Origin of the sequence: Neotamlana nanhaiensis, from assembly GCF_000943555.1 — a bacterium.
In the GTDB taxonomy this organism is placed as follows: Bacteria; Bacteroidota; Bacteroidia; order Flavobacteriales; family Flavobacteriaceae; genus Neotamlana; species Neotamlana nanhaiensis.
The window spans coordinates 1-23,445 of record NZ_JTDV01000016.1 but is presented as its reverse complement, the minus strand read 5'-3'; the positions used below and the strand labels follow the sequence as shown (position 1 = coordinate 23,445).

The 23,445-nt window shown below is 32.9% G+C and carries 21 protein-coding genes; 13 read left to right on the top strand and 8 right to left on the bottom strand.

Annotation, left to right across the window (positions count from 1 at the left end):
- Positions 1 to 226: 226 nt before the first annotated feature.
- Positions 227 to 658: a tellurite resistance TerB family protein gene (locus tag PK35_RS15360; RefSeq protein WP_044627463.1), complete on the top strand. Its 432-nt coding sequence runs from the start codon at positions 227 to 229 to the stop codon at positions 656 to 658.
- Positions 659 to 714: 56 nt separating this feature from the next.
- Here PK35_RS15360 and PK35_RS15355 read toward each other — a convergent pair whose 3' ends face one another.
- Positions 715 to 2,838 (bottom strand): Tex family protein, encoded by a 2,124-nt coding sequence (locus PK35_RS15355; protein ID WP_044627462.1) that lies wholly within the window; start codon positions 2,836 to 2,838, stop codon positions 715 to 717.
- Between the two features lie 128 nt (positions 2,839 to 2,966).
- Here PK35_RS15355 and PK35_RS15350 point away from each other — a divergent pair, with 128 nt between their 5' ends.
- The 4 genes from PK35_RS15350 to PK35_RS15335 are packed head-to-tail and all read left to right on the top strand — an operon-like array spanning position 2,967 to position 7,609.
- Positions 2,967 to 5,504, top strand: coding sequence for a hypothetical protein (locus PK35_RS15350; RefSeq protein WP_044627461.1), 2,538 nt, complete (start codon positions 2,967 to 2,969; stop codon positions 5,502 to 5,504).
- Positions 5,488 to 6,501, top strand: a complete 1,014-nt coding sequence (locus PK35_RS15345) for a hypothetical protein (RefSeq protein WP_044627460.1) — start codon at positions 5,488 to 5,490, stop codon at positions 6,499 to 6,501. The genes PK35_RS15350 and PK35_RS15345 overlap by 17 nt, the downstream gene beginning before the upstream one ends.
- An 18-nt stretch (positions 6,502 to 6,519) precedes the next feature.
- Positions 6,520 to 7,140: a hypothetical protein gene (locus PK35_RS15340; protein ID WP_044627459.1), complete on the top strand. Its 621-nt coding sequence runs from the start codon at positions 6,520 to 6,522 to the stop codon at positions 7,138 to 7,140.
- Between the two features lie 28 nt (positions 7,141 to 7,168).
- Entirely contained in the window at positions 7,169 to 7,609 is a 441-nt protein-coding gene (locus PK35_RS15335; protein WP_044627458.1) for a hypothetical protein, read from the top strand.
- A gap of 281 nt (positions 7,610 to 7,890) precedes the next feature.
- On the opposite strand, the gene PK35_RS15330 is transcribed toward PK35_RS15335, so the two are convergent.
- The 5 genes from PK35_RS15330 to metG form a co-directional block, all read right to left on the bottom strand.
- A complete protein-coding gene (locus PK35_RS15330; RefSeq protein ID WP_044627457.1) occupies positions 7,891 to 8,412 on the bottom strand; it encodes a ferritin in 522 nt (173 codons plus the stop codon).
- Positions 8,413 to 8,516: 104 nt separating this feature from the next.
- Complete coding sequence (locus PK35_RS15325) at positions 8,517 to 9,221, bottom strand: YiaD family glycine zipper/OmpA-like lipoprotein (protein WP_044627456.1); 705 nt, start codon at positions 9,219 to 9,221, stop codon at positions 8,517 to 8,519.
- Positions 9,222 to 9,243: 22 nt separating this feature from the next.
- On the bottom strand, positions 9,244 to 9,714 hold the full coding sequence (locus PK35_RS15320) for a lipocalin family protein (RefSeq protein ID WP_044627455.1): 471 nt from the start codon (positions 9,712 to 9,714) through the stop codon (positions 9,244 to 9,246).
- A gap of 238 nt (positions 9,715 to 9,952) precedes the next feature.
- Entirely contained in the window at positions 9,953 to 11,509 is a 1,557-nt protein-coding gene (locus PK35_RS15315; RefSeq protein WP_044627454.1) for a hypothetical protein, read from the bottom strand.
- A gap of 54 nt (positions 11,510 to 11,563) precedes the next feature.
- The gene (metG, locus tag PK35_RS15310; protein WP_044627453.1) at positions 11,564 to 13,630 is read right to left on the bottom strand and encodes a methionine--tRNA ligase; all 2,067 of its coding nucleotides are present in this window, start codon (positions 13,628 to 13,630) and stop codon (positions 11,564 to 11,566) included.
- Between the two features lie 261 nt (positions 13,631 to 13,891).
- Here metG and PK35_RS15305 point away from each other — a divergent pair, with 261 nt between their 5' ends.
- Positions 13,892 to 14,926, top strand: coding sequence for a S66 peptidase family protein (locus PK35_RS15305; protein WP_238320930.1), 1,035 nt, complete (start codon positions 13,892 to 13,894; stop codon positions 14,924 to 14,926).
- Positions 14,927 to 15,039: 113 nt separating this feature from the next.
- Positions 15,040 to 15,288, top strand: coding sequence for a hypothetical protein (locus tag PK35_RS15300; protein WP_044627452.1), 249 nt, complete (start codon positions 15,040 to 15,042; stop codon positions 15,286 to 15,288).
- Between the two features lie 60 nt (positions 15,289 to 15,348).
- Here the strand turns inward: PK35_RS15300 and PK35_RS15295 are convergent, their stop codons facing one another.
- The gene (locus tag PK35_RS15295) at positions 15,349 to 16,128 is read right to left on the bottom strand and encodes a TerB family tellurite resistance protein (protein WP_044627451.1); all 780 of its coding nucleotides are present in this window, start codon (positions 16,126 to 16,128) and stop codon (positions 15,349 to 15,351) included.
- A 141-nt stretch (positions 16,129 to 16,269) separates the two neighbouring features.
- Here PK35_RS15295 and PK35_RS15290 point away from each other — a divergent pair, with 141 nt between their 5' ends.
- The 5 genes from PK35_RS15290 (at position 16,270) to PK35_RS15270 (ending at position 19,715) form a co-directional block, all read left to right on the top strand.
- Complete coding sequence (locus PK35_RS15290; RefSeq protein WP_044627450.1) at positions 16,270 to 16,680, top strand: BrxA/BrxB family bacilliredoxin; 411 nt, start codon at positions 16,270 to 16,272, stop codon at positions 16,678 to 16,680.
- A gap of 208 nt (positions 16,681 to 16,888) precedes the next feature.
- The gene (locus PK35_RS17225) at positions 16,889 to 17,284 is read left to right on the top strand and encodes a hypothetical protein (protein ID WP_052826034.1); all 396 of its coding nucleotides are present in this window, start codon (positions 16,889 to 16,891) and stop codon (positions 17,282 to 17,284) included.
- Positions 17,285 to 17,310: 26 nt separating this feature from the next.
- Entirely contained in the window at positions 17,311 to 18,045 is a 735-nt protein-coding gene (locus PK35_RS15280) for a lysophospholipid acyltransferase family protein (RefSeq protein ID WP_044627449.1), read from the top strand.
- A 14-nt stretch (positions 18,046 to 18,059) separates the two neighbouring features.
- The gene (locus tag PK35_RS15275) at positions 18,060 to 19,052 is read left to right on the top strand and encodes an acyl-ACP desaturase (RefSeq protein WP_044627448.1); all 993 of its coding nucleotides are present in this window, start codon (positions 18,060 to 18,062) and stop codon (positions 19,050 to 19,052) included.
- A 6-nt stretch (positions 19,053 to 19,058) separates the two neighbouring features.
- Positions 19,059 to 19,715 (top strand): HD domain-containing protein, encoded by a 657-nt coding sequence (locus PK35_RS15270; protein WP_044627447.1) that lies wholly within the window; start codon positions 19,059 to 19,061, stop codon positions 19,713 to 19,715.
- On the opposite strand, the gene PK35_RS15265 is transcribed toward PK35_RS15270, so the two are convergent.
- Positions 19,712 to 20,602: an AraC family transcriptional regulator gene (locus tag PK35_RS15265; RefSeq protein ID WP_044627446.1), complete on the bottom strand. Its 891-nt coding sequence runs from the start codon at positions 20,600 to 20,602 to the stop codon at positions 19,712 to 19,714. The two genes, PK35_RS15270 and PK35_RS15265, sit on opposite strands and share 4 nt — an antisense overlap.
- A 2,555-nt stretch (positions 20,603 to 23,157) precedes the next feature.
- On the opposite strand from PK35_RS15265, the gene PK35_RS15260 reads away from it, so the two are divergent.
- A partial coding sequence (locus PK35_RS15260) for a hypothetical protein (RefSeq protein ID WP_414629299.1) occupies positions 23,158 to 23,445 on the top strand: 288 nt, incomplete at its 3' end.

The window sequence follows — 23,445 nt, the reverse complement described above, 5'->3', positions numbered from 1 at the left end:
TGCAAAGATAAGGCATGTACTTTATTTTTAGTATAATACTGTATTAAAATGCATGGTTTACGGATTTAATTTGCGTTAGGGATTGAGCGGCATGTTTGAGCTCGCCGACGCAGGAGGCAGCGAGTAGCGAAAGCCCGCCCCTTGTGGTAACGCCCAAAATTTAAAATTTTTAGGTTAAATTATTAAAAAAATATGTAGGTTTGCAACACTTAAAAAATTGATAATTATGTCGTTTTCAGATTTATTTGATAGTGGTTTTAAAAAACGTAATGAAGACCATTTCGCAGCTATTGTTCGTGTAGCCATGGACGATGGTATTATAACCGACGGAGAAAAAGCGTTTTTAGATAGATTAGCTCGTAATTTAAATATTAGCGAAGTAGACTATGCCGCTATTTTAAAAGATTACAAAAAACACCCTATTAACGCCCCTCATTCTTATGATTTAAGATTAGAGCGTTTATATGATTTAGCAAGAATGGTTTATGTTGACCATATTAAAGATGAGGATGAAATTAGCTTGCTTAGAAAAATTGCAGTTGGCTTAGGATTTCATCCTGAAAATGTAAAATATATTGTTGACAAAGCATTAACATTAGTAAGCAACGGTGTTGATTTAGATACTTTTACTGATGAAATGAAAAATATGAACAAATAATAACTTCATTTGTTTTATAATAAAAAAGCGCGTTCTTAATACAAGAACGCGTTTTTTTATTTATGCAATTTTAATTGAATACGCTTTCGCGGAAGATCTACCTCTAAAACTTTAACTATTACCTGCTGATGCAGACTGATATGCTCGTTTACATCGCTGACAAAACCATCGGATAGGTTTGAAATATGAATTAAACCACTTTCCTTAATACCAATATCGACAAAAGCACCAAAATTAGTAACGTTGTTTACAATACCTGGTAGCAGCTGTCCCGGTTGTACATCGGTAATGGTTTTTATATTTTGATTAAAGCTGAACACTTTAGCTTGCTCGCGAATATCTAACCCAGGTTTTTCAAGCTCTTTTACAATATCTTGAAGGGTTGGCAACCCTACTTTATCTGAAGCATATTGTTTTAAATTGATGCTTTGCAACACTTGCGAATTACCAATAAGTGCATCAACTGTTTTACCTTCATTTTTTGCAATAGTTTTTACAATATGATAGCTTTCTGGATGCACCGCAGAATCATCTAACGGATTTTTAGCATCTTTTATTCTAAGAAACGCCGAACCTTGCTCGAAGGCTTTTCCTCCTAAACGCGGCACGTTTTTTAAATCGGTTCGCGATGCAAATGCACCATGCGTATCCCGATAAGCTACAATATTTTCGGCTAGTTTTGGTCCGATTCCAGACACATAACTCAGCAAACTTTTACTGGCCGTATTTAAGTTTACGCCAACAGCATTTACACAATGCTCTACAACAGTATCGAGTTCGTTTTTTAGTTTGGTTTGATCTACATCGTGCTGATATTGCCCAACACCAATACTTTTGGCTTCAATTTTAACCAATTCTGCCAACGGATCTTGCAAACGGCGACCAATAGACACTGCTCCACGTACCGTAACATCGTAATTTGGAAACTCGTCGCGTGCAATTTTTGATGCTGAATAAATACTCGCACCCGCTTCACTTACCACAAATACCTGAATATCGTTTTTAAACCTAATTTTTCGAACTAACGCCTCAGTTTCACGCGATGCGGTTCCATTCCCAATGGCAATGGCTTCAATTTTATAAGCTTCGGTTAATGAGCTGATTTTTTTAATAGCGCCCGTACTATCATTTTTTGGCGGATGCGGATAAATAGTTTCGTTGTGTTTTAACTGCCCTTGCGCATCTAAACAAACCAACTTACAACCGGTACGAAACCCTGGATCGATAGCTAAAATACGTTTTTCGCCTAATGGCGAACCTAGTAACAATTGTTTTAAGTTTTTTGCGAAAACGGTTATGGCCGAAGCATCGGCTTTTTGTTTGGCGTTTTGCAAAGCTTCGTTACTTAACGATGGTAAAAGCAAACGCTTGTAAGCATCTTTTATGGCTAGCTCGATTTGTTCTGCGCAATCGTTATTCGATTTTATAAGACGCTGTTCTATTTTATTTAGTGCTCTATCGTCATCAATTTCAATTTTTACACGAATAAAACCCTCACCTTCAGCTCTTAAAATAGCTAATAAACGGTGTGATGGTATTCTGTTAAGCGATTCTTCCCAACCAAAATAATCTTTAAACTTTTGAGCATCTTCTTCGTGCTCTTTAGTTTTTACAACCTTTGTTGAAATAATGGCGAAACGCTCAAGTTGATAACGAATGTTGTTACGAATATCGGTACGCTCGTTTATCCATTCGGCTATAATATGGCGCGCACCTTCTAGAGCGTCTTCGGCAGAATTTACCTCACCTTTTACATAACGAAATGCCACCGACTCTACATCTCTTGCATTTTGGCTCATTATTATTTTAGCCAAAGGTTCTAAACCTAATTGGCGCGCTTTTTCTGCTTTAGTTTTTCGGCTTTTCTTGTAGGGCAAATACAAATCTTCTAAGGCCGTAGCATCTTGAGTGGATTCAATTTTTTGTTGCAATTCGGGGGTTAAAACATCTTGTTCTTCAAGGGCTTTTAAAATGGCGGCTTTTCGTTTTTCTAAAGCTTCAAACTGCTCTTTATATTTTACAATGTCGCCTATTTGTACTTCATCTAAATTTCCTGTGGCTTCTTTCCGGTATCGGGAAATAAACGGTACAGTACACGCATCATTAAGTAAATTAATGGTGTTTTGTATGGCGGTTTTGGGCAGTTGGGTATGCGAGAAAATATAATCGGTTATTAACATAAAAGGTGTTCTTATTCTGTAAAAAAGCAAATATAGAAAGTTACTTTATTAAAATATACGACATTCATCGTATTACTTCCTGTTTCATTAAAAAGTAGTTTTGTTTCCCTCAACAACACGTATTTTTTATGAAAACTCTGAAAGGTTTAAGTTTCTTAATTACACTACTCTTAGCATTTAATGCTTATTCTCAAAAAGTAGATTTTGTAAATGCACCACTAAATCCTATTGCTTTTAAATACAAACTAGAGCATTTTAATTTAAAAGGCGATGTTTATTCGGCAGGTTTTAAAGATGGCTTCAAAAACATGCCTGTTTTTAGTAGATCAGGGCATTGCATAAAATCTACTCTACACTATAATTATGAAAACGGTATTTTAAAAGGTAATGGTGGCCATACCTATACAGTTAATGAAGCTGGTTACATTACTAAAATACGTTACTTTGGTGGTGCTACAGAAACCTTTGTTTATGAAAACGGTTTAATTGTTAGCAACGATCATGTTTATAATACAAAACACAGCATTACAAAATACACTTACGATAATAAAAATAGGCTGATTTTTGAGGAAATCAACCAAAATGGAGACCTTAAAACTATAGCCTATCAATATAACTTATTAAATGATGCGCTACAGATACAATACACTTCAAAAAATAAAAACAAAGAATTAACTTACATAAATACCTATAAAAATGGATGGCTAGTAAAAACCGAAGGCGGATATACCCCAAATATTACCACTGAAATATTTTATAAGTTTGATGAAAAAGGAAACCCAATAGAGCAAACCTACAAACAGTCGAACGGCATTACAAATGTTTTTACAACCCCAATTCAATACTATAGCGAGCTTGAAAAAAAGAACGAAATTACATTCGGTTCGGTGTATCCCGATAAAGCTTATCCTGTATCTATTTTTAGAAATGGCAAAGTAGCCAACGATATTAGTTGGAGCAAACTACCAGAAACGGAAGATATACAGTTATATGATGTTTTTTCACATTCCTATTACACCGTAAAAGGTTCTCATGCCAAAGACAGAAAGCCAACAAGCCGCTTAAAAGCAGAAATGGTTTTACCAAACTCCGATGTTATGATGCATAAATTAAACGCGAGTTTTGCCCCATATTATCAAGGCGTACCCGTTTTTACAGACGCAAAAAAAAGTATGAGTAAAACCACAAAAGGAGACCGTATTGTTTACGCTTCGAAAAACAAATATTACGACACAAAAACTCTTATATATTATGATATAGACAGTAATAAAGCTTATTTAAACGGCAAACTTTTAAAGCACAGCAAAACACCTAGTAGTCACTTTTTTTATTATAAATATGATAAAAATGATAAAACATATTTCTATTTAGTTGTTAAAGGCAAAATACAAAATGAAGTAAAAGAGATAACCTATACAACAACTTTTGATCAGGTAGTAACTTTACCAGATGATACAAAAATAACGCTATCATCCTATAAGTATGCCCAAAAAAACGAATGGCTTCCTGCCAGATATTTTGATGCAACTACAGATATCATCAGTCAAAATAAACCCGAGCTAACTGCAACTACAAAAACAACCTCCCCGTGTATTTCAGGAAATTGTAAAGACGGTTACGGTACTTATGAATTTGAAAGTGGAGCAAAAATAGAAGGTTTCTTTAAAAACAGTAAATTCCATGGATATGGACAGTTTCTTTATGCCAATGGTGATATTTATAGTGGTAATTTTTATAACGGGCAGCGAAGTGGATTTGGAACATATGAATGGAAATCAACAAACGAACAATACTATGGGCATTGGAAAGACGGCAAACAAGATGGCTATGGCTATTACTATAAAAACAACAAATTAAGTCAAGCAGGTATTTATACCCAAGGCAAATTAACCACCAATTTGTTAACCGATTATTTAAACAAAAAAACAACTGGAGATAATTGTTTGGGTAATTGCCAAAACGGATACGGAGTTATTAAATACAATCAAGGCGATGTTTATTCTGGATTCTTTAAAAACGGAAAGCCCTACAAAGTAGGTGGCTATAAATGGAAAAAGAATGGTAACTTCTATGTAGGCGATTGGGACAGCCAAGGAAAAATTAATTACGCTGGTATGTTTGCAACAAGCACGTACATCTATAACGGAGCATTTGCCCACAATGGACAATTATCAGGTCTAGCCGTAAAAACCGATAGAAAAACATTCAAAAAAACTTATGGCGAATTTAAAAACGGAGCGTTAGTTGTTGACTATTCTAATATTTACACACCAAAAGCTACTACAACTACTAATAGCCACAATACAAATGCTTCCGAACAAATAGATCGTGCTATGCTAAGCTTAACAAAGTTATACATAAGCACCTTCTATAAAAACAAATCTGAGTTTAAACAAATAGTAGTTAACCAACACAATAATCTTGCACAAAAAATAAGCATCGACAGATTAAACAAAGATCATGCATCACTATTTAAACGGCTTTATCAATTAGACAAAGTTGTGGCTCACAGATATTTAATTAACATACCCAACCCATATGCTAGAGCGCATACAAAAAACATTTTATCTGAATTAAGTAATGAAGAGCGCACATTTATTCGAGAAGAATCTAAAAGATTTACTAGCCAATATAAACTTAAAGAACAATATGTCCCTAAAAATTAAATTACTATCTGCTAGCCTATTATTTCTGGGTTTAAATGTAATTGCGCAATCGCTTCCTAGTATTAGTTACAAGAATTATGGTTTTGAAAATGCAGTTTCAAAGGTTGAATCTGTTTATTACAACCTCAATAAACAACCAAAAGAAAAATCTGCACATCAATTCACTAAAAATGGCTTTATTGAAAGCTCTCTAACGGAAAATTTACAGGAGAAAACATGGTTGCTAACAAAAAGCAGCTACAAAAAAGGCAAACTGAACAAACGTATTTTTCAAAGCAATGACGCATCAGTAAACAAAAAACACACTTACAAATACAATGCAAAAAACGAGCTTGAAAAAGAAACCATAATTTTTAAAAATGGTCAAAAAAATCAAATTAATTTTACCTTCGAGAATGGTAGATTGAAGGAAACCATAGCCCATAAATATAATTCGCTAACCACAATTAAGTATTTTTATTCAGAACAAGGTAATCTTTATAAAACTACAAAAACCCTAAAGAAAAACAACCAGCCTGATGTTATAACTAACAGTTTTTATTTAGAAAATAAGGAAATAACTTCGTACGTTGAACCGCAAAGCAATTTTAAAGTCAGCACCTATTTAGACAACCTAATTTTAAAATTTAATTTAACTGAAGACGAAAAAACAACGGAAAGGCTTCTAAAAGGCATGCAGCGTTTCAACAAAGAAGCGCCTAAAGATAATTTACCTTTTGGGTTAGAATCCTACTCTAACCAAACACTTCAATTTTACTCAAAAAACAAAGACAAACTTCAACTTACAGAAGTAGTTCTGTTTGAATACATAACCGACAAACAAAACCACAAAATAGCTTACGCGGAAGCACATATCGATTTAAACACAAATACTATTGCAGGAATTCGGTTTTATAAAACCACACTAGCTAATGGCGAAATTTTAGGAAACACCGCATACGAAGATGCCGTCCTACATAAGTTTCAAGACATGCTAGAAGCTGTAAAAGCAATGTAATCATTTAATAAACTAGACATGAGTTATCTAAACACATTATTAGACAAACCCTTAAAACATTATGCACAATGGGACTTTTTGGTGTTTACGCTTCTAACAGCGCTGTCGATATGGAACGGACAAACAACTGTGTTTTATGTTCTTTTCTTCTTTTGGTGGAACGAGCTTATTAGAATAATTATTGATAGAATTCTTTTCAAAAGAAACAAAAATGCAGTGCTTGTTGGTAACCAATCCACATCAATTTTTGGTTCTTTTATTCAAATGGGTGTTTACTTCATTTTTATTGTTGTGTTTTTTGCATTTATGGCAAATTGGAACAATGATACACTCATTTTAATAAACATGAAAATACTGTTTTTCAGGAATTGGTTTTTCAATATCAACCTAATATTCGTAATTATAGAACGCATTATGATACACAGCTCAGATCAACCTGTAAAAGTAAGTTTTGGAGTTTTTACCCCAAATATGCTCGTGCTTCATGTGTCCATCATTCTAGGCGTTATATTTATGTTTTTTGTGGTTCGTAATTTCCCTGAAACTTTTACACCAACTAACTTATTTGGCTCAGTACTCATCATTTTACCTTTTTTATTAATTAGAGCAGCAGTTCAATATGTTAGAATGAGATATTAACCGAAATTAAAATTCGCACTTTTTTAAAATGAAATTTCCAAGACTATTAGTTTTAGTTGGTATTGCTGGTTTAATCATTTTTCTGAAACTGTTTTTGCCCACAGAGAAAGAACGTGAAGAATCGGTAATGAACGAACTTGTAAACCGAAATACACTTGAAAAACAATTGGTTGGAAAATGGAGTTCAATAAGGTATGTTGATGGATTAGTGCTTTATGGACGATTCCATTTATTAAGCGCAAACCTGAAATACAGATACCGAGGCACCGACAATAGTAAAATTTGGGGAATAACTTGGTGTGTTAATCAAAGTGATTCGGTACTTACTACAAAGACAGCTTCGGGTGACCAAAATCGTTATAAATTATTAGAAATTACACCAAACCGCATTAAGCTGCAGTACATAAAAAATGATAGTCTTGCGCAAATTGAGCATTGGTATCGCCATCCGTATGGAGATTATAATTAAAATGAAATATAAACCGCTTTAAGAAGAGGTGTTAAGCGACCTTTTTTAGCAAATCGAAACACGGGCATTTGCCACAACGTTTATTTTCGCCCTTTTTGTATTTTTCACAGCATTTGCTTTTTACCTTTTTCGCGTTTATAATACCCGCCTTGTGTAAGGTTTTTAAAGCTTTTTTCTGTTCTTTTTTATCTTTTTTCTTCTTTCCCATGTAGTTATAGAAAATAAAAACTGGGCAAATGTAGACTATTCTTAATTAATCTAAATAATATTAAATGTTAAAATTAAGCCTGTGTATTATCTTGTGCTGCAGTACTTACAGTTAAGTTTTGTATGTCTCTATCGAATAAATACAAACCGCCTTTATCGTCACCAATAAGATTAATTTTGTCTAAAATGGTTCGGGCAACGGCTTCTTCTTCAATTTGTTCAGACACATACCATTGTAAAAAGTTGTGAGTAGCATAATCTTTCTCTTGAAGCGAAATATGAACCAACTCATTTATACTTTGCGACACAAACATTTCGTGTTTTAAAAGCAATTCAAACATATCTTTAAAAGAGTTAAAAGTAACATCGGGTGCTTTTAATGCCGAAACTTTAGCGTGCCCACCGCGTTCGTTAACAAACTTCACTAATTTAAGCATGTGCTCGCGCTCTTCATCGGATTGTGCATACATAAAACCAGCAACACCTTCTAAACCTTTTACTTCGGCCCAACATGCCATAGCTAAATATATTTGTGATGATTCGGCTTCAATTTTAATTTGATTATTAAGGGCTTCTTCTATTGTTTTTGATAACATAATATTTTGTTTTTAGTAAAGTTATAAAATATAATAAAATAAAAAAGCCGCCCATAAAAAGACGGCTTTGGAGTTAAAATAGTTAGTAATCCCTTATAAAAAAATTAACTCCCCGCTTGTTGCTTAGCGTCTTCAATCATTTTTTGATTAGGAAGAATGGCCACATTTACGCGACGGTTTTTTGCTCTACCGTCAACAGTATTGTTATCGTACATCGGTTGATTTTCACCAAACCAATTTGTAGTTAATCTCCCTGAACTAATACCATGACCAGATAAGTAATTAGTAACGGCATAAGCTCTGTTTTTTGATAGCGTCATGTTATAATCTTCTGCACCTTGGCTATCGGTATGTCCTACAACCAAAATATTGGTATCTGGATATTCGGCAAAAACACTCACTAATTTGTTTAATGTTGCTTCCGATGCTGTATTGATATTATATTTATTGGTTGCAAAATACACGCCGCTATTCTCGTCGAAGGTAACTACTATCCCATCATCAACACGTTCTACTTGCGCTCCTGGAACTTCTTCTTCAATCTTTTGCGCTTGCTTATCCATTTTATTTCCAATAAGTACGCCAGCACCACCGCCAACTACACCGCCTATAACAGCTCCTAGTTCGCCGTTACCTCCCTTACCGACATTATTACCAATTATGGCTCCTAAAATAGCTCCGCCAGTTGCGCCAATTACAGCACCTTTTTGTTTATTATTTGCATTTTGAACCGATTTACAACTTGTAAAAGCCAAAACGATTACCAACGCTAACATGGTTACAGACGATTTCTTCAATATATTTTTCATTTTTTTAATTTTTTTGGGTTAATTATTTTTTGATAAAATTCATTGTAATGGTAAACGGTTGTCCATCTACATTCAATGTTTGTTGCCACTGCATTGTGGTATCTGATAAGTTTGTTAAACTTAACCTGAAACCTTGATTGGTTTCCGATTTGTACTTCTCGCTTGTTGGTTTTAAAAGAAAATTATAAAGTCCAGTAGTTTCATCAATTTCTTGAATGGTAAATACAAAGTGGCGTTCTCCTGCCAAACAATCACTGTTATTTATACTATAAATTCCCGTGTTGTTGTTAGGCACAAATTGCCATGTACTACCTTCAAAACAAAATTTTGAAACATCGTTAAGTAAGGTCACGTTATAAGTTCCTGGTTGACTATACGTAATGGTATTTAACGACCAATCTCCTTTTATAACCTTGTTAGATTGCCGCACGGTTTTTGAAGATCCGCAAGACATTAAACATACAAGTGTAACTAATAAAAGTATTCGTTTCATAAAGTTGATTTTAATTAATAACCTACTCTATTTACGACAAGAAGCTACCGTAAAGACGCCGATTTTTTAGACAACGCGTTTTAAGAAAGCTTTTAGAAACACCAATAAACATTTAATTATCAAGGCATCGCAAAGAATTAAACATCATTTTATTCATTCATTTTTAACAACGAATTAACTAAAAAAGCACCTTGAAAAAGGTGCTTTTATGATGTATTTAGAATTATGAGAATGACTTTTACTCAGTAAACTTAGTTAAAGAATAAGTTTTAGGGTCACCATTATTAAAATTTCCTAAAATGATGTAATCCTTATATCTGAAAATAGTTTCAGTTTCCTTTTTATCATTAATTTCAGATTCTTTTTGGATTTGTTGATATCCACCTTTTTGAGAACCAGAAGCTACCGAAGACAATGTAGTTTCAGACTTTCCCGTATCATCAACATAATCATCAATTCTATCGAAAACATTAGGTTTTATATCACCATCTAAATGATTAAAATCAGCATCAAACAAACATTCAATTCTTGTTGATTTCGATGATGTATATGCGTTATAAGCAAAATAAGTAGGGTTGAAAAAAATGTTACTACTACCCATGGTTGTAATTGGAATTCCGCCAAAACCACCCATAGGCATCATCATTCCACCTCCTCGAGCCACTTGTTTTTCACTTCCTATGGTAATAATATGTTCCGAATCTTGCTTATAAGCACTTATACCCAAATCTCCAGAAGAAATTTTTCGTAGAAACTTTTTTGTGCTTTCTAACTCCCTATAATTATCGTAAACACCACCTTCTTGAATTATTGGCGTATTTTTAAAGGTAATACTATCCTCAACTTTTAAGTTGATTTCTTTGATTATTTCGCCAGTATGATAGTTCTTTATATCTACTTGCATCTCTTTGTTATTTGAAGCTATGGTATAAATAAGGTCATTATTTATATAAGTATTGGCACTTTTTTGATTTAGCTTTAGCGATTCTAACGATTTCATTACAGTTTTTAGGTCGTAACTGAAATCCTTAATATTTATAGTAAGAATCTGGGTTTTATGTTTATAATTGTCGAAAGTAAAAACAACTTGATTGCCCATTACATAAAGTTTTTTCTCTTTTGATGTAACTTCGATAGGATTCGGTAATTTATTATCAATCTTATTGGTTTCAATATTTACATAATTGCCTCTACTGTTTATTTTAAAAACATTGTATAAGGTTTGGCTTTTACCGTCTCGACCTAAAAATGCTCCCATTTGAAAATTCAAACGATGTGGTTTTGGCAAATTAACACCATCAAACTCATAAATACTTAATATTGAAGTTTCTGAATTGATGGTAAACATGTAGAACTTATTATCTATGGTTACCGTTTGTATAAACTTTTCGTTATAACTACTTAAAGTAAACTCTTGTAAAGAAGATACTTGACCATCAAAAGAAAAACCTATGCCCGCAAATTTATTATGTTTCTCGTTGGTTAAAAACAAATTATAATTCAACTCGTTCTCTAAACCATACCCTATTATCGTATTATATTTTCGTCTTTTGTCTTCTAAACTCAGCTTGTTCTTTATCTCAAAATCTTCGTTAAACAAATAACTATGCACTTGTTTTGCGTTGATAAAAAACATGACAAAATCGTTGTTTTCTTGATTTACAACTTGAAAGACTTCTTTTGTTGCATACCTGGAAGAATTTAAACTGTTTTCGAATTCAACTAATCTTTCTTGAGAAAAACCAATAACATGTAACCCAACAATTAAACTGAAGAGTAATTTCTTTCGCTTCACTTATAAATTTTCTTAAAATTAAAGCATGAAAATAAACAAAGTAATTTTAGAAAACTAACTTATCTGCAAACCATTACTCACTTCTTGGTCATCCGGATTTACAAAGACCAATTTACCTTCTGGCGTTTCGGTCATTAAAATCATACCTTGACTTTCAACACCGCGTAGTTTTCTTGGAGCTAAGTTTACTAAAACAGTAACTTTTTTACCAACCACTTCCTCGGGTGTAAAGCTTTCGGCAATACCTGATACAATGGTTCTGGTATCGATGCCTGTATCTACTTTTAAAACCAATAACTTTTTAGTTTTTGGCATTTTTTCGGCTTCCAAAATAGTCCCTACACGAATGTCTAGTTTTGTAAAATCTTCAAACGTAATGGTATCTTTTTGTGGTTCAACCGCTTTATTAGCCGCTTCGTTTGCCTTTTTACTGGCTTCCAATTTATCTAATTGTTCTTGAATGGTTTTATCTTCAATTTTACTGAATAATAATTCGGCTTTACCTATTTGATGTCCTGCTGGGAGTAGCACTTCTTTTTCTGTGATGTCGTTCCATGACATCTCGACTGCGTTCGATGTGACATTAAGTATGCCTTTTAATTTAGCTGAAGTAAACGGTAAAAACGGCTCACTTAAAGTTGCTAAAGCACTTGCTATTTGCAGCGCCACATACATAATCGTTTTAGTGCGGGCTTCGTCTTCTTTAATCACTTTCCATGGTTCGGCATCGGCTAAGTATTTGTTACCTAATCGAGCTAAATTCATAAGCTCTTGTCCTGCTTCTCTAAATCGGTAACGCTCAATAGAACTCGCGATAACGTTTGGATAGGCTTTTACAGCCGCAAGCGTTTCTAAATCGACATCGTTAAATTCATTTGGCTCTGGTACAACGCCGTTGTAATATTTGTTGGTTAACACCACCACACGGTTTATGAAATTGCCAAAAATGGCTACCAACTCATTGTTATTTCTAGCTTGAAAATCTTTCCAAGTAAAATCGTTATCCTTAGTTTCTGGTGCATTTGCGGTTAATACATAACGCAACACATCTTGCTGATCTGGAAATTCTTCTAAATATTCAGGTAACCAAACCGCCCAATTTTTAGAGGTTGATAATTTATTGCCTTCTAAATTTAAAAACTCGTTTGCTGGTACGTTTTCAGGTAAAATGTAACTACCTTCAGCTTTTAACATACTCGGGAAAATAATACAGTGAAATACAATATTATCTTTACCAATAAAATGAATCAACTTGGTATCTTCATCCTTCCAATATGGTTTCCAGTCTTTTCCTTCGCGTTCTGCCCATTCTATGGTTGATGAAATATAACCAATTGGCGCATCAAACCATACGTAAAGTACTTTACCTTCGCCACCTTCGGCAGGTACAGGAATACCCCAATCTAAATCGCGGGTTACTGCTCTTGGACGTAAACCATCGTCTATCCACGATTTTACTTGTCCGTACACATTAGGTTTCCAGTCTTTTTTGTGCCCTTCGAGAATCCATTCTTTTAAGAAATCTTCATGCTTATTTAGCGGTAAAAACCAGTGTTTAGTTTCTTTTAAAGTTGGTGTATTTCCAGTTAAGGTTGACTTCGGATTTATTAAATCAGTCGCGTTTAAACTGGTACCACACTTTTCACATTGGTCGCCATAAGCTTCTTCGTTACCACACTTTGGGCAAGTACCTGTAACAAATCTATCGGCTAAAAACTGATTAGCTTCAGCATCGAACAATTGTTCGGTAGTTTCTTCGATAAACTCACCTTTTTCATTTAACGTTTTAAAAAACTCTGAAGCTGTTTTATGATGAATAGGTGCCGAAGTACGCGAATAGTTATCAAACGAAATTCCAAAATCTTCAAACGATTTTTTAATAATCGCATGGTATTTATCTACAATATCTTGTGGTGTTACACCTTCGTTTTTTGCTTTAATGGTAATTGGCACACCGTGTTCATCACTTCCGCCAATAAGTACCACATCGTTTCCTGTTAAACGTAAATAGCGCGCATAAATATCGGCAGGAACGTAAACGCCAGCTAAATGGCCAATGTGTATTGGGCCGTTTGTGTATGGTAATGCGGTGGTAATGGTGTATCTTTTTGGTGTGCTCATTTTAATATTCTCATTGAATTGTCATTGCGAAATTTTTGAAAAAAATGTGGCAATCTGTTGATTTTATAAATTCCCACGCTTCGCTCGGAATGACATATTTTTTAAAGCCGTAAAAGTACGTAATTTGACTACTATTTAGAAAAAATTCTGCGAATTAAAAACTACTGAAATTTCGAGATCCCGCTTATTAGCGGGATTAGTTCAACTTCCAATTTTATTCTCACTCTTTTGAGCTTAATAAAATGGAGTTTCACTAAAAAAATGTACTTTTACATTATGCGCAAATTCCTATTAACTTTATGTGTGTTTTGTCTGGTTTTTTTCTTTGGTAAAAACCAAGCCTTTTCGCAAAATACACCATCGACATCTACAATAATGAGCTTAAAAAAACCACCATACTTAAAACCAGGTGACACTGTGGCTATTGTGGCGCCTTCGGGTATTTTAAAAAACCGTGAAAAAGAATTACAACAAGCCCAAGATTTAATGAAAAGTTGGGGTTTACATACCGTTATTGGAAAACACGTTTTTAGTAAAGCCAACCATTTTGCAGGAACCGACGACGAGCGTTGCGAAGATTTACAAAAAGCCATGGACGACCCAAAAATTAGTGCCATTTGGTGTGCCCGTGGTGGTTACGGTACCGTAAGAGTTTTAGATAAATTAAACTGGACTAAATTTAAAGCCAACCCAAAATGGCTTATTGGCTATTCTGATATTACGGCGCTACACAGCCAAATACATAATGAAGGCGTTGAAACTATTCACGCGATGATGTGTACAAGCATGCGAGATGATTTAACAGAAATTGCCGAAACCGTTTCAACCTTTAAAGATGCCCTTTTTGGCAATTCGTTAAAATATACTTTAAATGGAAGCGCATATAACAAAGTTGGTTCTGCTAGGGGACAATTAGTTGGAGGAAACTTAACCTTAATTCATACCATGTTAGGTTCGAATACTAGCATTGATACTTCAGGAAAAATACTTTTTATTGAGGAAATTGGCGAATATAAATATCATATAGACCGTATGTTACAAAGCATGAAGCGCGCCGGATACTTTGATAATTGTACAGGCGTAATTGTTGGAGATATGAGTAAAATGAGAAAAAATACAACACCTTGGGGCACCAGTATTGAGCAACTTATTTTAGATGCTCTATCCGATTATGATTTCCCGATAGCTTTTAATATGCCTGCAGGCCATGAAAAGGATAATCGTGCTTTAGTTTTAGGTAGAACGGTTGAGTTGACCGTTAACAAAGCACAGGCTACGGTAAAATTTAAAGAATAGACACTTTTAAACGTTAATTTAATCGTTTAAAACTTGCATTCAACCAATTTTTTCTATCAAAATCAAAATTTATTTTAGCATTGTAGCTTATTTTTAAACGCCTATATGTTATAATGAAAAAATTACCAATAATAATTGCTTTTGGTTTATTATTTAACGTTGCTGCAAATGCAGACACCATTAAAAACTCAAAATTAAACTTAAACAATCCAGATGTAAGAAAATGTCTTATTGAAGCTGCACAAAGTGAAGGCTGGAAATTAGCATCGGTTTATCTTAATGCCAACAATAAAATAGTTTATGTTTTCGATAAAGAAAACGATACTAAAATATACACAAGCAATCAAGCTTTTTCAAATTAAGAAAATTACACACTAAAAAAACCAACTAATTTTTAAAGTTAGTTGGCTTTTTTTTTATTACTAAAACCCGCGCTCTTTTTGCAATTGTTCGTAAGCCGCTTGTACTTGCCTAAACTTTTCCTCGGCACCTTCTTGATGTTCTTTTCCTAAATGAATTACCCGATCTGGATGGTATTTTTTAGCCATTTTTCGGTAGGCTTTCTTAATTTCATCAACGGATGCCGATTTTTCAATTTCTAAAATTTTATACGCATTATCGCTACTATTATAAAACATCGCTTTAATGCTTTCGTAATCCATTGCGCTAATACCTAAATACCCTGCCATAGTATAAATTTGGCGTTCTTCATCTTGAGTTACCATCCCATCGGCTTTGGCAATACCAAATAAAAAATGTATCAGTTGCAGGCGCGAAGCATGATCCATCATTTGCTTTATTTGCAAACACACAGGCCTTACCGATACACTTTGCTTACTAATATTTTTAAATAATTTAAAAGCTTGGTTAGCACGATCTTTACCATACATACTTACAAATTGCTGGCGTACATAATCCAGCTCTCGTTGGTCCTGTTTACCATCGGCTTTAATTATTACCGATGCTAAAACTAGTAAACTCACCTCAAAATCTCCCGATTGTGTTTGTGGTCGTTGTCTAGGTTGCGTACGATAGGTTGTATGCCTGCTTCTAGTTTGAGGTTCGCCATCACCTAAAAATGGGCTACCACCGTTAGTGGTCATATTATCAATTAAACTGCCTACAGCTAAGCCAATTATTGCGCCAATTGGCCCTCCAAACGACCATCCTAATGCGCCGCCTATCCATTTTGAAAAACTCATGTAATAGTATAAATTTTTATTATGGTTAAATATAATATTTGTTTGTAGATATCACAGCGTTTTTGTTACACAATTGGTATCTTTGCAATCCCAGTATAAACTGGAACGGAACAAAAAATTGTTAATTAAAAAAATTATAATATGTATCCAGCAGAATTAGTAAAGCCAATGCGCGAAGATTTAGTAAGCGCTGGTTTTGAAGAATTACACACTCCTGAAGCCGTAACCGAAGCCTTAGAAAAATCTGGAACTACTTTAGTTGTAGTAAACTCGGTTTGTGGTTGTGCTGCAGCAAATGCACGCCCTGGAGCTAAATTAAGCTTACAAAACGCAAAAAAGCCAGACCATACGGTAACTGTTTTTGCAGGCGTAGATAAAGAAGCCGTTGATGTTGCTCGTGGGCATATGGTACCATTTCCACCAAGCTCACCAAGTATGGCTTTATTTAAAGATGGCGAATTAGTACACATGTTAGAGCGTCACCATATTGAAGGTCGTCCTGCAGAATTAATTGCAGAAAACCTTATGGATGCTTACAACGAGTTTTGTTAATTCGTGTTTTAAAAGCAACTTTTATTGTTATGCTGAATTTCTTTTCAGTATAACAAAACCTATAAAAAACTGATTAAAATTTAAACGATAACCTAGATCCTGAAACAAGTTCAGGATGACACAGGTTTTAAATTTTAATCAGTTTTTAATTTTCCACGCAACCCTTCTGCAAATCTTTCATCTATTTTATAAAATGAAAATACAAAAGATGAAAAAGATTTTATGCACCATTATCATACTTGTTTGTTTCTTCAGTTTAACTGCGTTTCAATGTAATGAAGATGAAAGTGGCAATTACGAAGAGGAATTAGCCGAACTTAATCAGTTAAAAACAGATATTGAAACACTTGCGCAAAGTTCCGTGTGCAATGAAAACGAAACCTGTAAATATATTGCCTTTGGGAGTAAAGCTTGCGGCGGACCAAAATCGTACCTGCTGTATTCAACTTCAATTAGTACTGAAAAACTCGAAAATTTAGTTTCAACTTACAACCAGAAAGAAAGCGACTTCAACACAAAATGGGATGTGCTTTCAGATTGTTCTTATGTAAATCCGCCAACATCTATTATTTGCGAAAATAACAACTGTGTAGCTGTATATTAAAACGTTGTTTTCGTTACATTTGCTTCATGCAAAAAATACTAGCTTATCCTTTAACGGTAGTTTATTTTATACTTTTTGGGTTAACATTACTTGTTTTCCATCCTATTCAGTGGTTTTGTTTCAATGTTTTTGGTTACAAAGCACATAAAATTAGTGTCGATTGGCTTCAGTTTTTTATAATGAGAAGTTTAAACGCTTTAGGCACCCGATTTTCGTTTAGCAATCCGCATAATATACCAGAAAACCAACCACTTATTATTGTTGCCAATCATCAAAGCATGTACGACATTCCGCCATTAATTTGGTATTTACGAAAGCATCATGTTAAATTTATAAGTAAAAAATCTTTAGGAAAAGGCATTCCAAGTGTATCATACAACTTACGCCATGGTGGTTCGGTTTTAATTGAGCGTAAAAACCCTAGACAAGCCTTACCCGCTATTATGAAATTTGGCGAGTACATTGAAAACACCAAACGTGCCGCCGCTATTTTTCCTGAAGGCACAAGAAGCAGGAACGGTGCACCAAAAGCATTTCAAACAAAAGGACTCGAAATACTGTTTAAAAAAATTCCATCTGCCATAATTGTTCCAGTAACCATAAATAACTCGTGGAAATTGGTTAAATTTGGTAAATTCCCTATGGGTATTGGTGCGCATTTAAAATTTCAAGTTCATAAGCCCCTTAAACTTTCCGATTTTGAAGATAAAATGGGGCTTATAAACACCATTGAATCAACCATTAAAGAAGCAATTCATTAAAAAAACTAAATAAAATGTCATTAAAAAATGTGAGACTAGAGGTTATGAAATTTCTAGAAAAGGATGTTGAGACATTAATAAAAAAATACTTAATTCCAATAGATACCATTTGGCAACCAACTGATTTTTTACCAAATTCTGAAGGCGACAGCTTTTTCGACGAAATTGAAGAAATTAGAGAACTATCAAAAGAATTACCATACGATTTTTGGGTAGTTTTAGTAGGCGATATGATTACCGAAGAAGCCTTACCAACCTACGAATCGTGGTTAATGGATGTTGAAGGTGTAGACCAAGTAGGAAACCCTAACGGATGGTCTAAATGGGTAAAACACTGGACCGCCGAAGAAAACCGCCATGGCGATGTACTTAACAAATACTTGTACTTATCGGGTAGAGTTAACATGCGTGAAATTGAAAAAACTACTCAATATTTAATTTCGGATGGGTTTGATATTGGCACCGATAGAGACCCATACAAAAACTTTGTTTACACTAGCTTTCAAGAGTTAGCCACTTATATTTCACACAATCGTGTAGCAAAAATTGCGAAAAAAGCAGGCAATAAACGCTTAGGTAAAATGTGTCAAATTATTTCGGGCGACGAAATGCGTCATCATAACGCTTACGCGGAATTTGTTGAGCGTATTTTTAAAGTAGACCCAAGCCAAATGATGATGGCCTTTTACTACATGATGAAACAAAAAATTACCATGCCAGCTCATTTTTTACGTGAATCTGGCGATAAAATAAGTACCGCTTTCGAAGAGTTTTCTAATACGGCACAACGCATTGGTGTTTATACCTCGAAAGATTATGTAGATATTTTACAAAAACTTATTGATAGATGGGAAATTGACAAAGTTACGAACCTAACAGATGAAGCCGAAAAAGCACGCGATTACTTAATGAAACTACCACAACGCATGTATAGACTGGCAGACCGAATGAAAATTCCTGAGAATTCTTATCAATTTAAATGGGTTGAACCTGCTGTTAGTAAATAATTTTGAATGACTCAAGATCAACTCATAAACAAAACTAAAAACTTTGTAAAACAAACTTTAGCCGATGCCGAAGGCGGTCATGATTGGTTTCATATACATAGAGTATACAACAACGCCCTGCTAATTGCAAAAACCGAAAATGTTGATGTTTTTACCGTGTCGTTGGCTGCCCTACTTCACGACATTGCGGATAGTAAATTTTATGATGGTGACGAAACCGTTGGCCCAAAAATGGCTCGCGAATTTTTGTTTAAAATCAATGTAGACTCAACTATAATAGAACACGTTGTAAATATAATTAAACATATTTCGTTTAAAAATTCGTTGTCGGGAGACGTTACATTTACATCAAAAGAATTAAAAGTTGTACAAGATGCCGACAGGCTTGATGCTATTGGCGCTATAGGTATTGCTAGATGTTTTAATTATGGAGGTTTTAAAAACCGACCTATGTTTAATCCAGCAATAAAGCCCAATTTAAACATGACGAAGGCAGAATACAAAACCTCAACGGCACCTACAATAAATCATTTTTACGAAAAACTACTGCTTTTAAAAGATAAAATGAATACAGAAACTGCTAAAAAAATAGCGAGCAAACGCCATAAGTATATGCTCGATTTTTTAGACCAGTTTTACAACGAATGGGATGGCAATTGCTAAACCGCTTCGGCCGAATCTTGAATTATTAGCTTTATTTCTTTGCGGTAATTAGATGCTGTTTTACCTGTTATATCAGTAAATTGCTTGTTAAAATGCGAAAAATTATTAAACCCACATTCGTAGCAAATATCGGCAATACTCATTTGGCTTTCATTTAACAATTTGGTAGCATGCACTACACGATATTCGTTAACCAATTGGGTAAATGTTTTTCCTGTTGCTTTTTTAAAGTATCTACAAAAGGCCGGAACCGTCATACTTACTTTATCGGCAATTTCATCTAACGAAATATGGTTTTGGAAATTTTGATTTACATATTTAAAAATAATATCGATTTTCGAACTATCTTGAGCTTCAGTTTCAAAAGCAAATCCATCAGCATTTAACAATTCATAATCATCTGTTTTAGCTAAATAATCTAAAATTTCTAAAAACTTAATTACTTTTTTTAAACCTTCATAATCGTTTAACGCTTCAATTTTAGGTCCTAATTTTTGTTTTGTATTAACTTTAAATCGAATACCTTTTTTTGCTCTATCGAACAGTGCCGCTAAATTGGCACTCTCTGGAACGCTTAAAAACTCTTCACCTAAAAAATCGGCTTTAAATTGTATAGTAGTTTCTGTACCAGTAGCAGTTAATCTATCGGTAAAACCATTATGAGGTAAATTGGACCCCATTAGTATTAATTGGCTATTGTTAAAATAGGATAAATGATTACCAATATGGGTTTTACCTTGGCCTTTATTTACATAAATAAGTTCTAACTCTGGATGAAAATGCCAATAGGCTGCATTTTTATCGAGGGTATCTACGTGTTGTTTAATTAGAAAAGAGCTACCAAAACTAGGTGTAAGCTTTCTAAAAGTAGGCTTTTTATTAATCATAATAAATAGTATTTAAGGACAACAATATTATTATAACGCAAAATTAACACATATTATGCATACATTGTATATATTTTTCTCAAAAATGTATGTTATTTTAACATTATAACCTATTAACAATTTATTAACGGTTAATTTAGCACACAAAATAGATAAAATAGTTGTTTTTATCGACGAACTACACCCCTATCTTTGTATTGTTAAACAACATGAAATACATATCGATGTTTGGCTAAATAAAAAAACCTTAATAAAACAGTATGAATGCTTTATTAAGGTAATTTAAATAAACGTTGACAAACATATACTCTTATTTAGAGTAACAAAATTCATTAATAATTAGTTTAATGTCTTATTTAGTTTAGTTGGTAAAAGTGAGCTGTGGTGGCTCACTTTTTTTTTAATGTCTTATTTAGTTTTGTTAATTTTTTGTGAAAATAATACAAAAAAACAATTCTCCAAAACATTTTTTATCTTTTTTAACCTCAAACTATGCTATATTAACTCTAAATAAAAAAACAGGGTAATATAGCATATAAACTAGTCAATTTTAGTAATTTCTATCATGGTTTTCTATTATACATTTGTAGTGTTAAACATTATTAAAAATATATCGATAGTATTTTAATGTTAACGGAATTAAAAAAATTGGTGGTAGATTTTTTTAAATCTTTTAAAATATAAATCGATAAAACATATACTCGCATAGAGTGACAAAATTCATTAATAATTAGTTTAATGTCTTATTTAGTTTAGTTGGTAAAAGTGAGCTGTGGTGGCTCACTTTTTTTTATGTATTAATGCCATATCAAAAAACGATTTCTAAATAGCTTCCTTTAAAAGGAGCCAACTTTAACCACAAACTAATGCAGAGCTAAACCCAATACTTCAAGTATTTTAACCCTAATAAACACTAAATTTTCTAATGCATATTCCACAGATAAAATACCATATAAAACCGTCAATTTTAATAATATAATTATCTAATTTGTGTATTAGTTTTGAAGTGTTAAACATTATTAAAACAATTATCGAATTAGTTTAATATTACAGACTTTAAATATTGGTGGTAGATTTTTTTAGTCTTTTAAAACAAAATCGATATAAACCATATACTCACATAGAGTGACAAAATTCATTAATAATTAGTTTAATGTCTTATTTAGTTTAGTTGGTAAAAGTGAGCTGTGGTGGCTCACTTTTTTTTATGTATTAATGCCATATCAAAAAACGATTTCTAAATAGCTTCCTTTAAAAGGAGCCAACTTTAACCACAAACTAATGCAGAGCTAAACCCAATACTTCAAGTATTTTAACCCTAATAAACACTAAATTTTCTAATGCATATTCCACAGATAAAATACCATATAAAACCGTCAATTTTAATAATATAATTATCTAATTTGTGTATTAGTTTTGAAGTGTTAAACATTATTAAAACAATTATCGAATTAGTTTAATATTACAGACTTTAAATATTGGTGGTAGATTTTTTTAGTCTTTTAAAACAAAATCGATATAAACCATATACTCACATAGAGTAACAAAATTCATTAATAATTAGTTTAATGTCTTATTTAGTTTAGTTGGTAAAAGTGAGCTGTGGTGGCTCACTTTTTTTTATTCAAATAAATCACTAGCATAAAAACATATAACCAGGTTTTATATAAATTTGAAATTACACTTTATTAACACAAGTTAACAAAATAGGTAAAATAACATACATTCACGTTAATTCTATTGTTTTTTGTAACCTAAAACCACAGTATCTTTGAATTGTTAAACATTATTAAAAAAATTATCGAAATAATTTTAATGTTAACGGACTTAAAAAAATTGGTGGTAGATTTTTTTAAGTCTTTTAAAACAAAATCGATATAAAAATTTTCTCTTACAGAGTAACAAAATTCATTAATAATTAGTTTAATGTCTTATTTAGTTTAGTTGGTAAAAGTGAGCTGTGGTGGCTCACTTTTTTTTATTCAAATAAATCACTAGCATAAAAACATATAACCAGGTTTTATATAAATTTGAAATTACACTTTATTAACACAAGTTAACAAAATAGGTAAAATAACATACATTCACGTTAATTCTATTGTTTTTTGTAACCTAAAACCACAGTATCTTTGAATTGTTAAACATTATTAAAAAAATTATCGAAATAATTTTAATGTTAACGGACTTAAAAAAATTGGTGGTAGATTTTTTTAAGTCTTTTAAAACAAAATCGATATAAAAATTTTCTCTTACAGAGTGACAAAATTCATTAATAATTAGTTTAATGTCTTATTTAGTTTAGTTGGTAAAAGTGAGCTGTGGTGGCTCACTTTTTTTTTGCCCATACTTAAACACTCAACTTTATTATTTATAAAAAAATAAGATTAAATTTCTACCAAAACTATGGTTTTATAGATATTTAACCGCCCATTACAGTATATTAACTTTTATTAAAAAAACCTGATAATTTAGCACATATATAAGTAAATATCAATGATTTATAAAGTATATTACCTATATAACTTTGCAGTGTTGAACGTTAATAACACCAAATCATGAAAAACGTAATTAAAAACACAAAAAAAGGATTCTTAATGGTATCTATGTTTGCTACCTTGTTAAGTTTCGCAACAGAACCTGCTTTTTTAACATTTAATAAAGATGCTAAAAAAGCGATTTTAACATTACAAAAAGTTAAAGAAGGAGACCAACTAACCATTATAGATAATAATGGCGTTGTACTATATAAGGAAGTCATTGAAAAAGCAGGAAACTACCAAAAAGCTTTCGACTTAACTGCACTTCCTGATGGAAACTATGTTTTTGAATTAGAAAAAGATTTA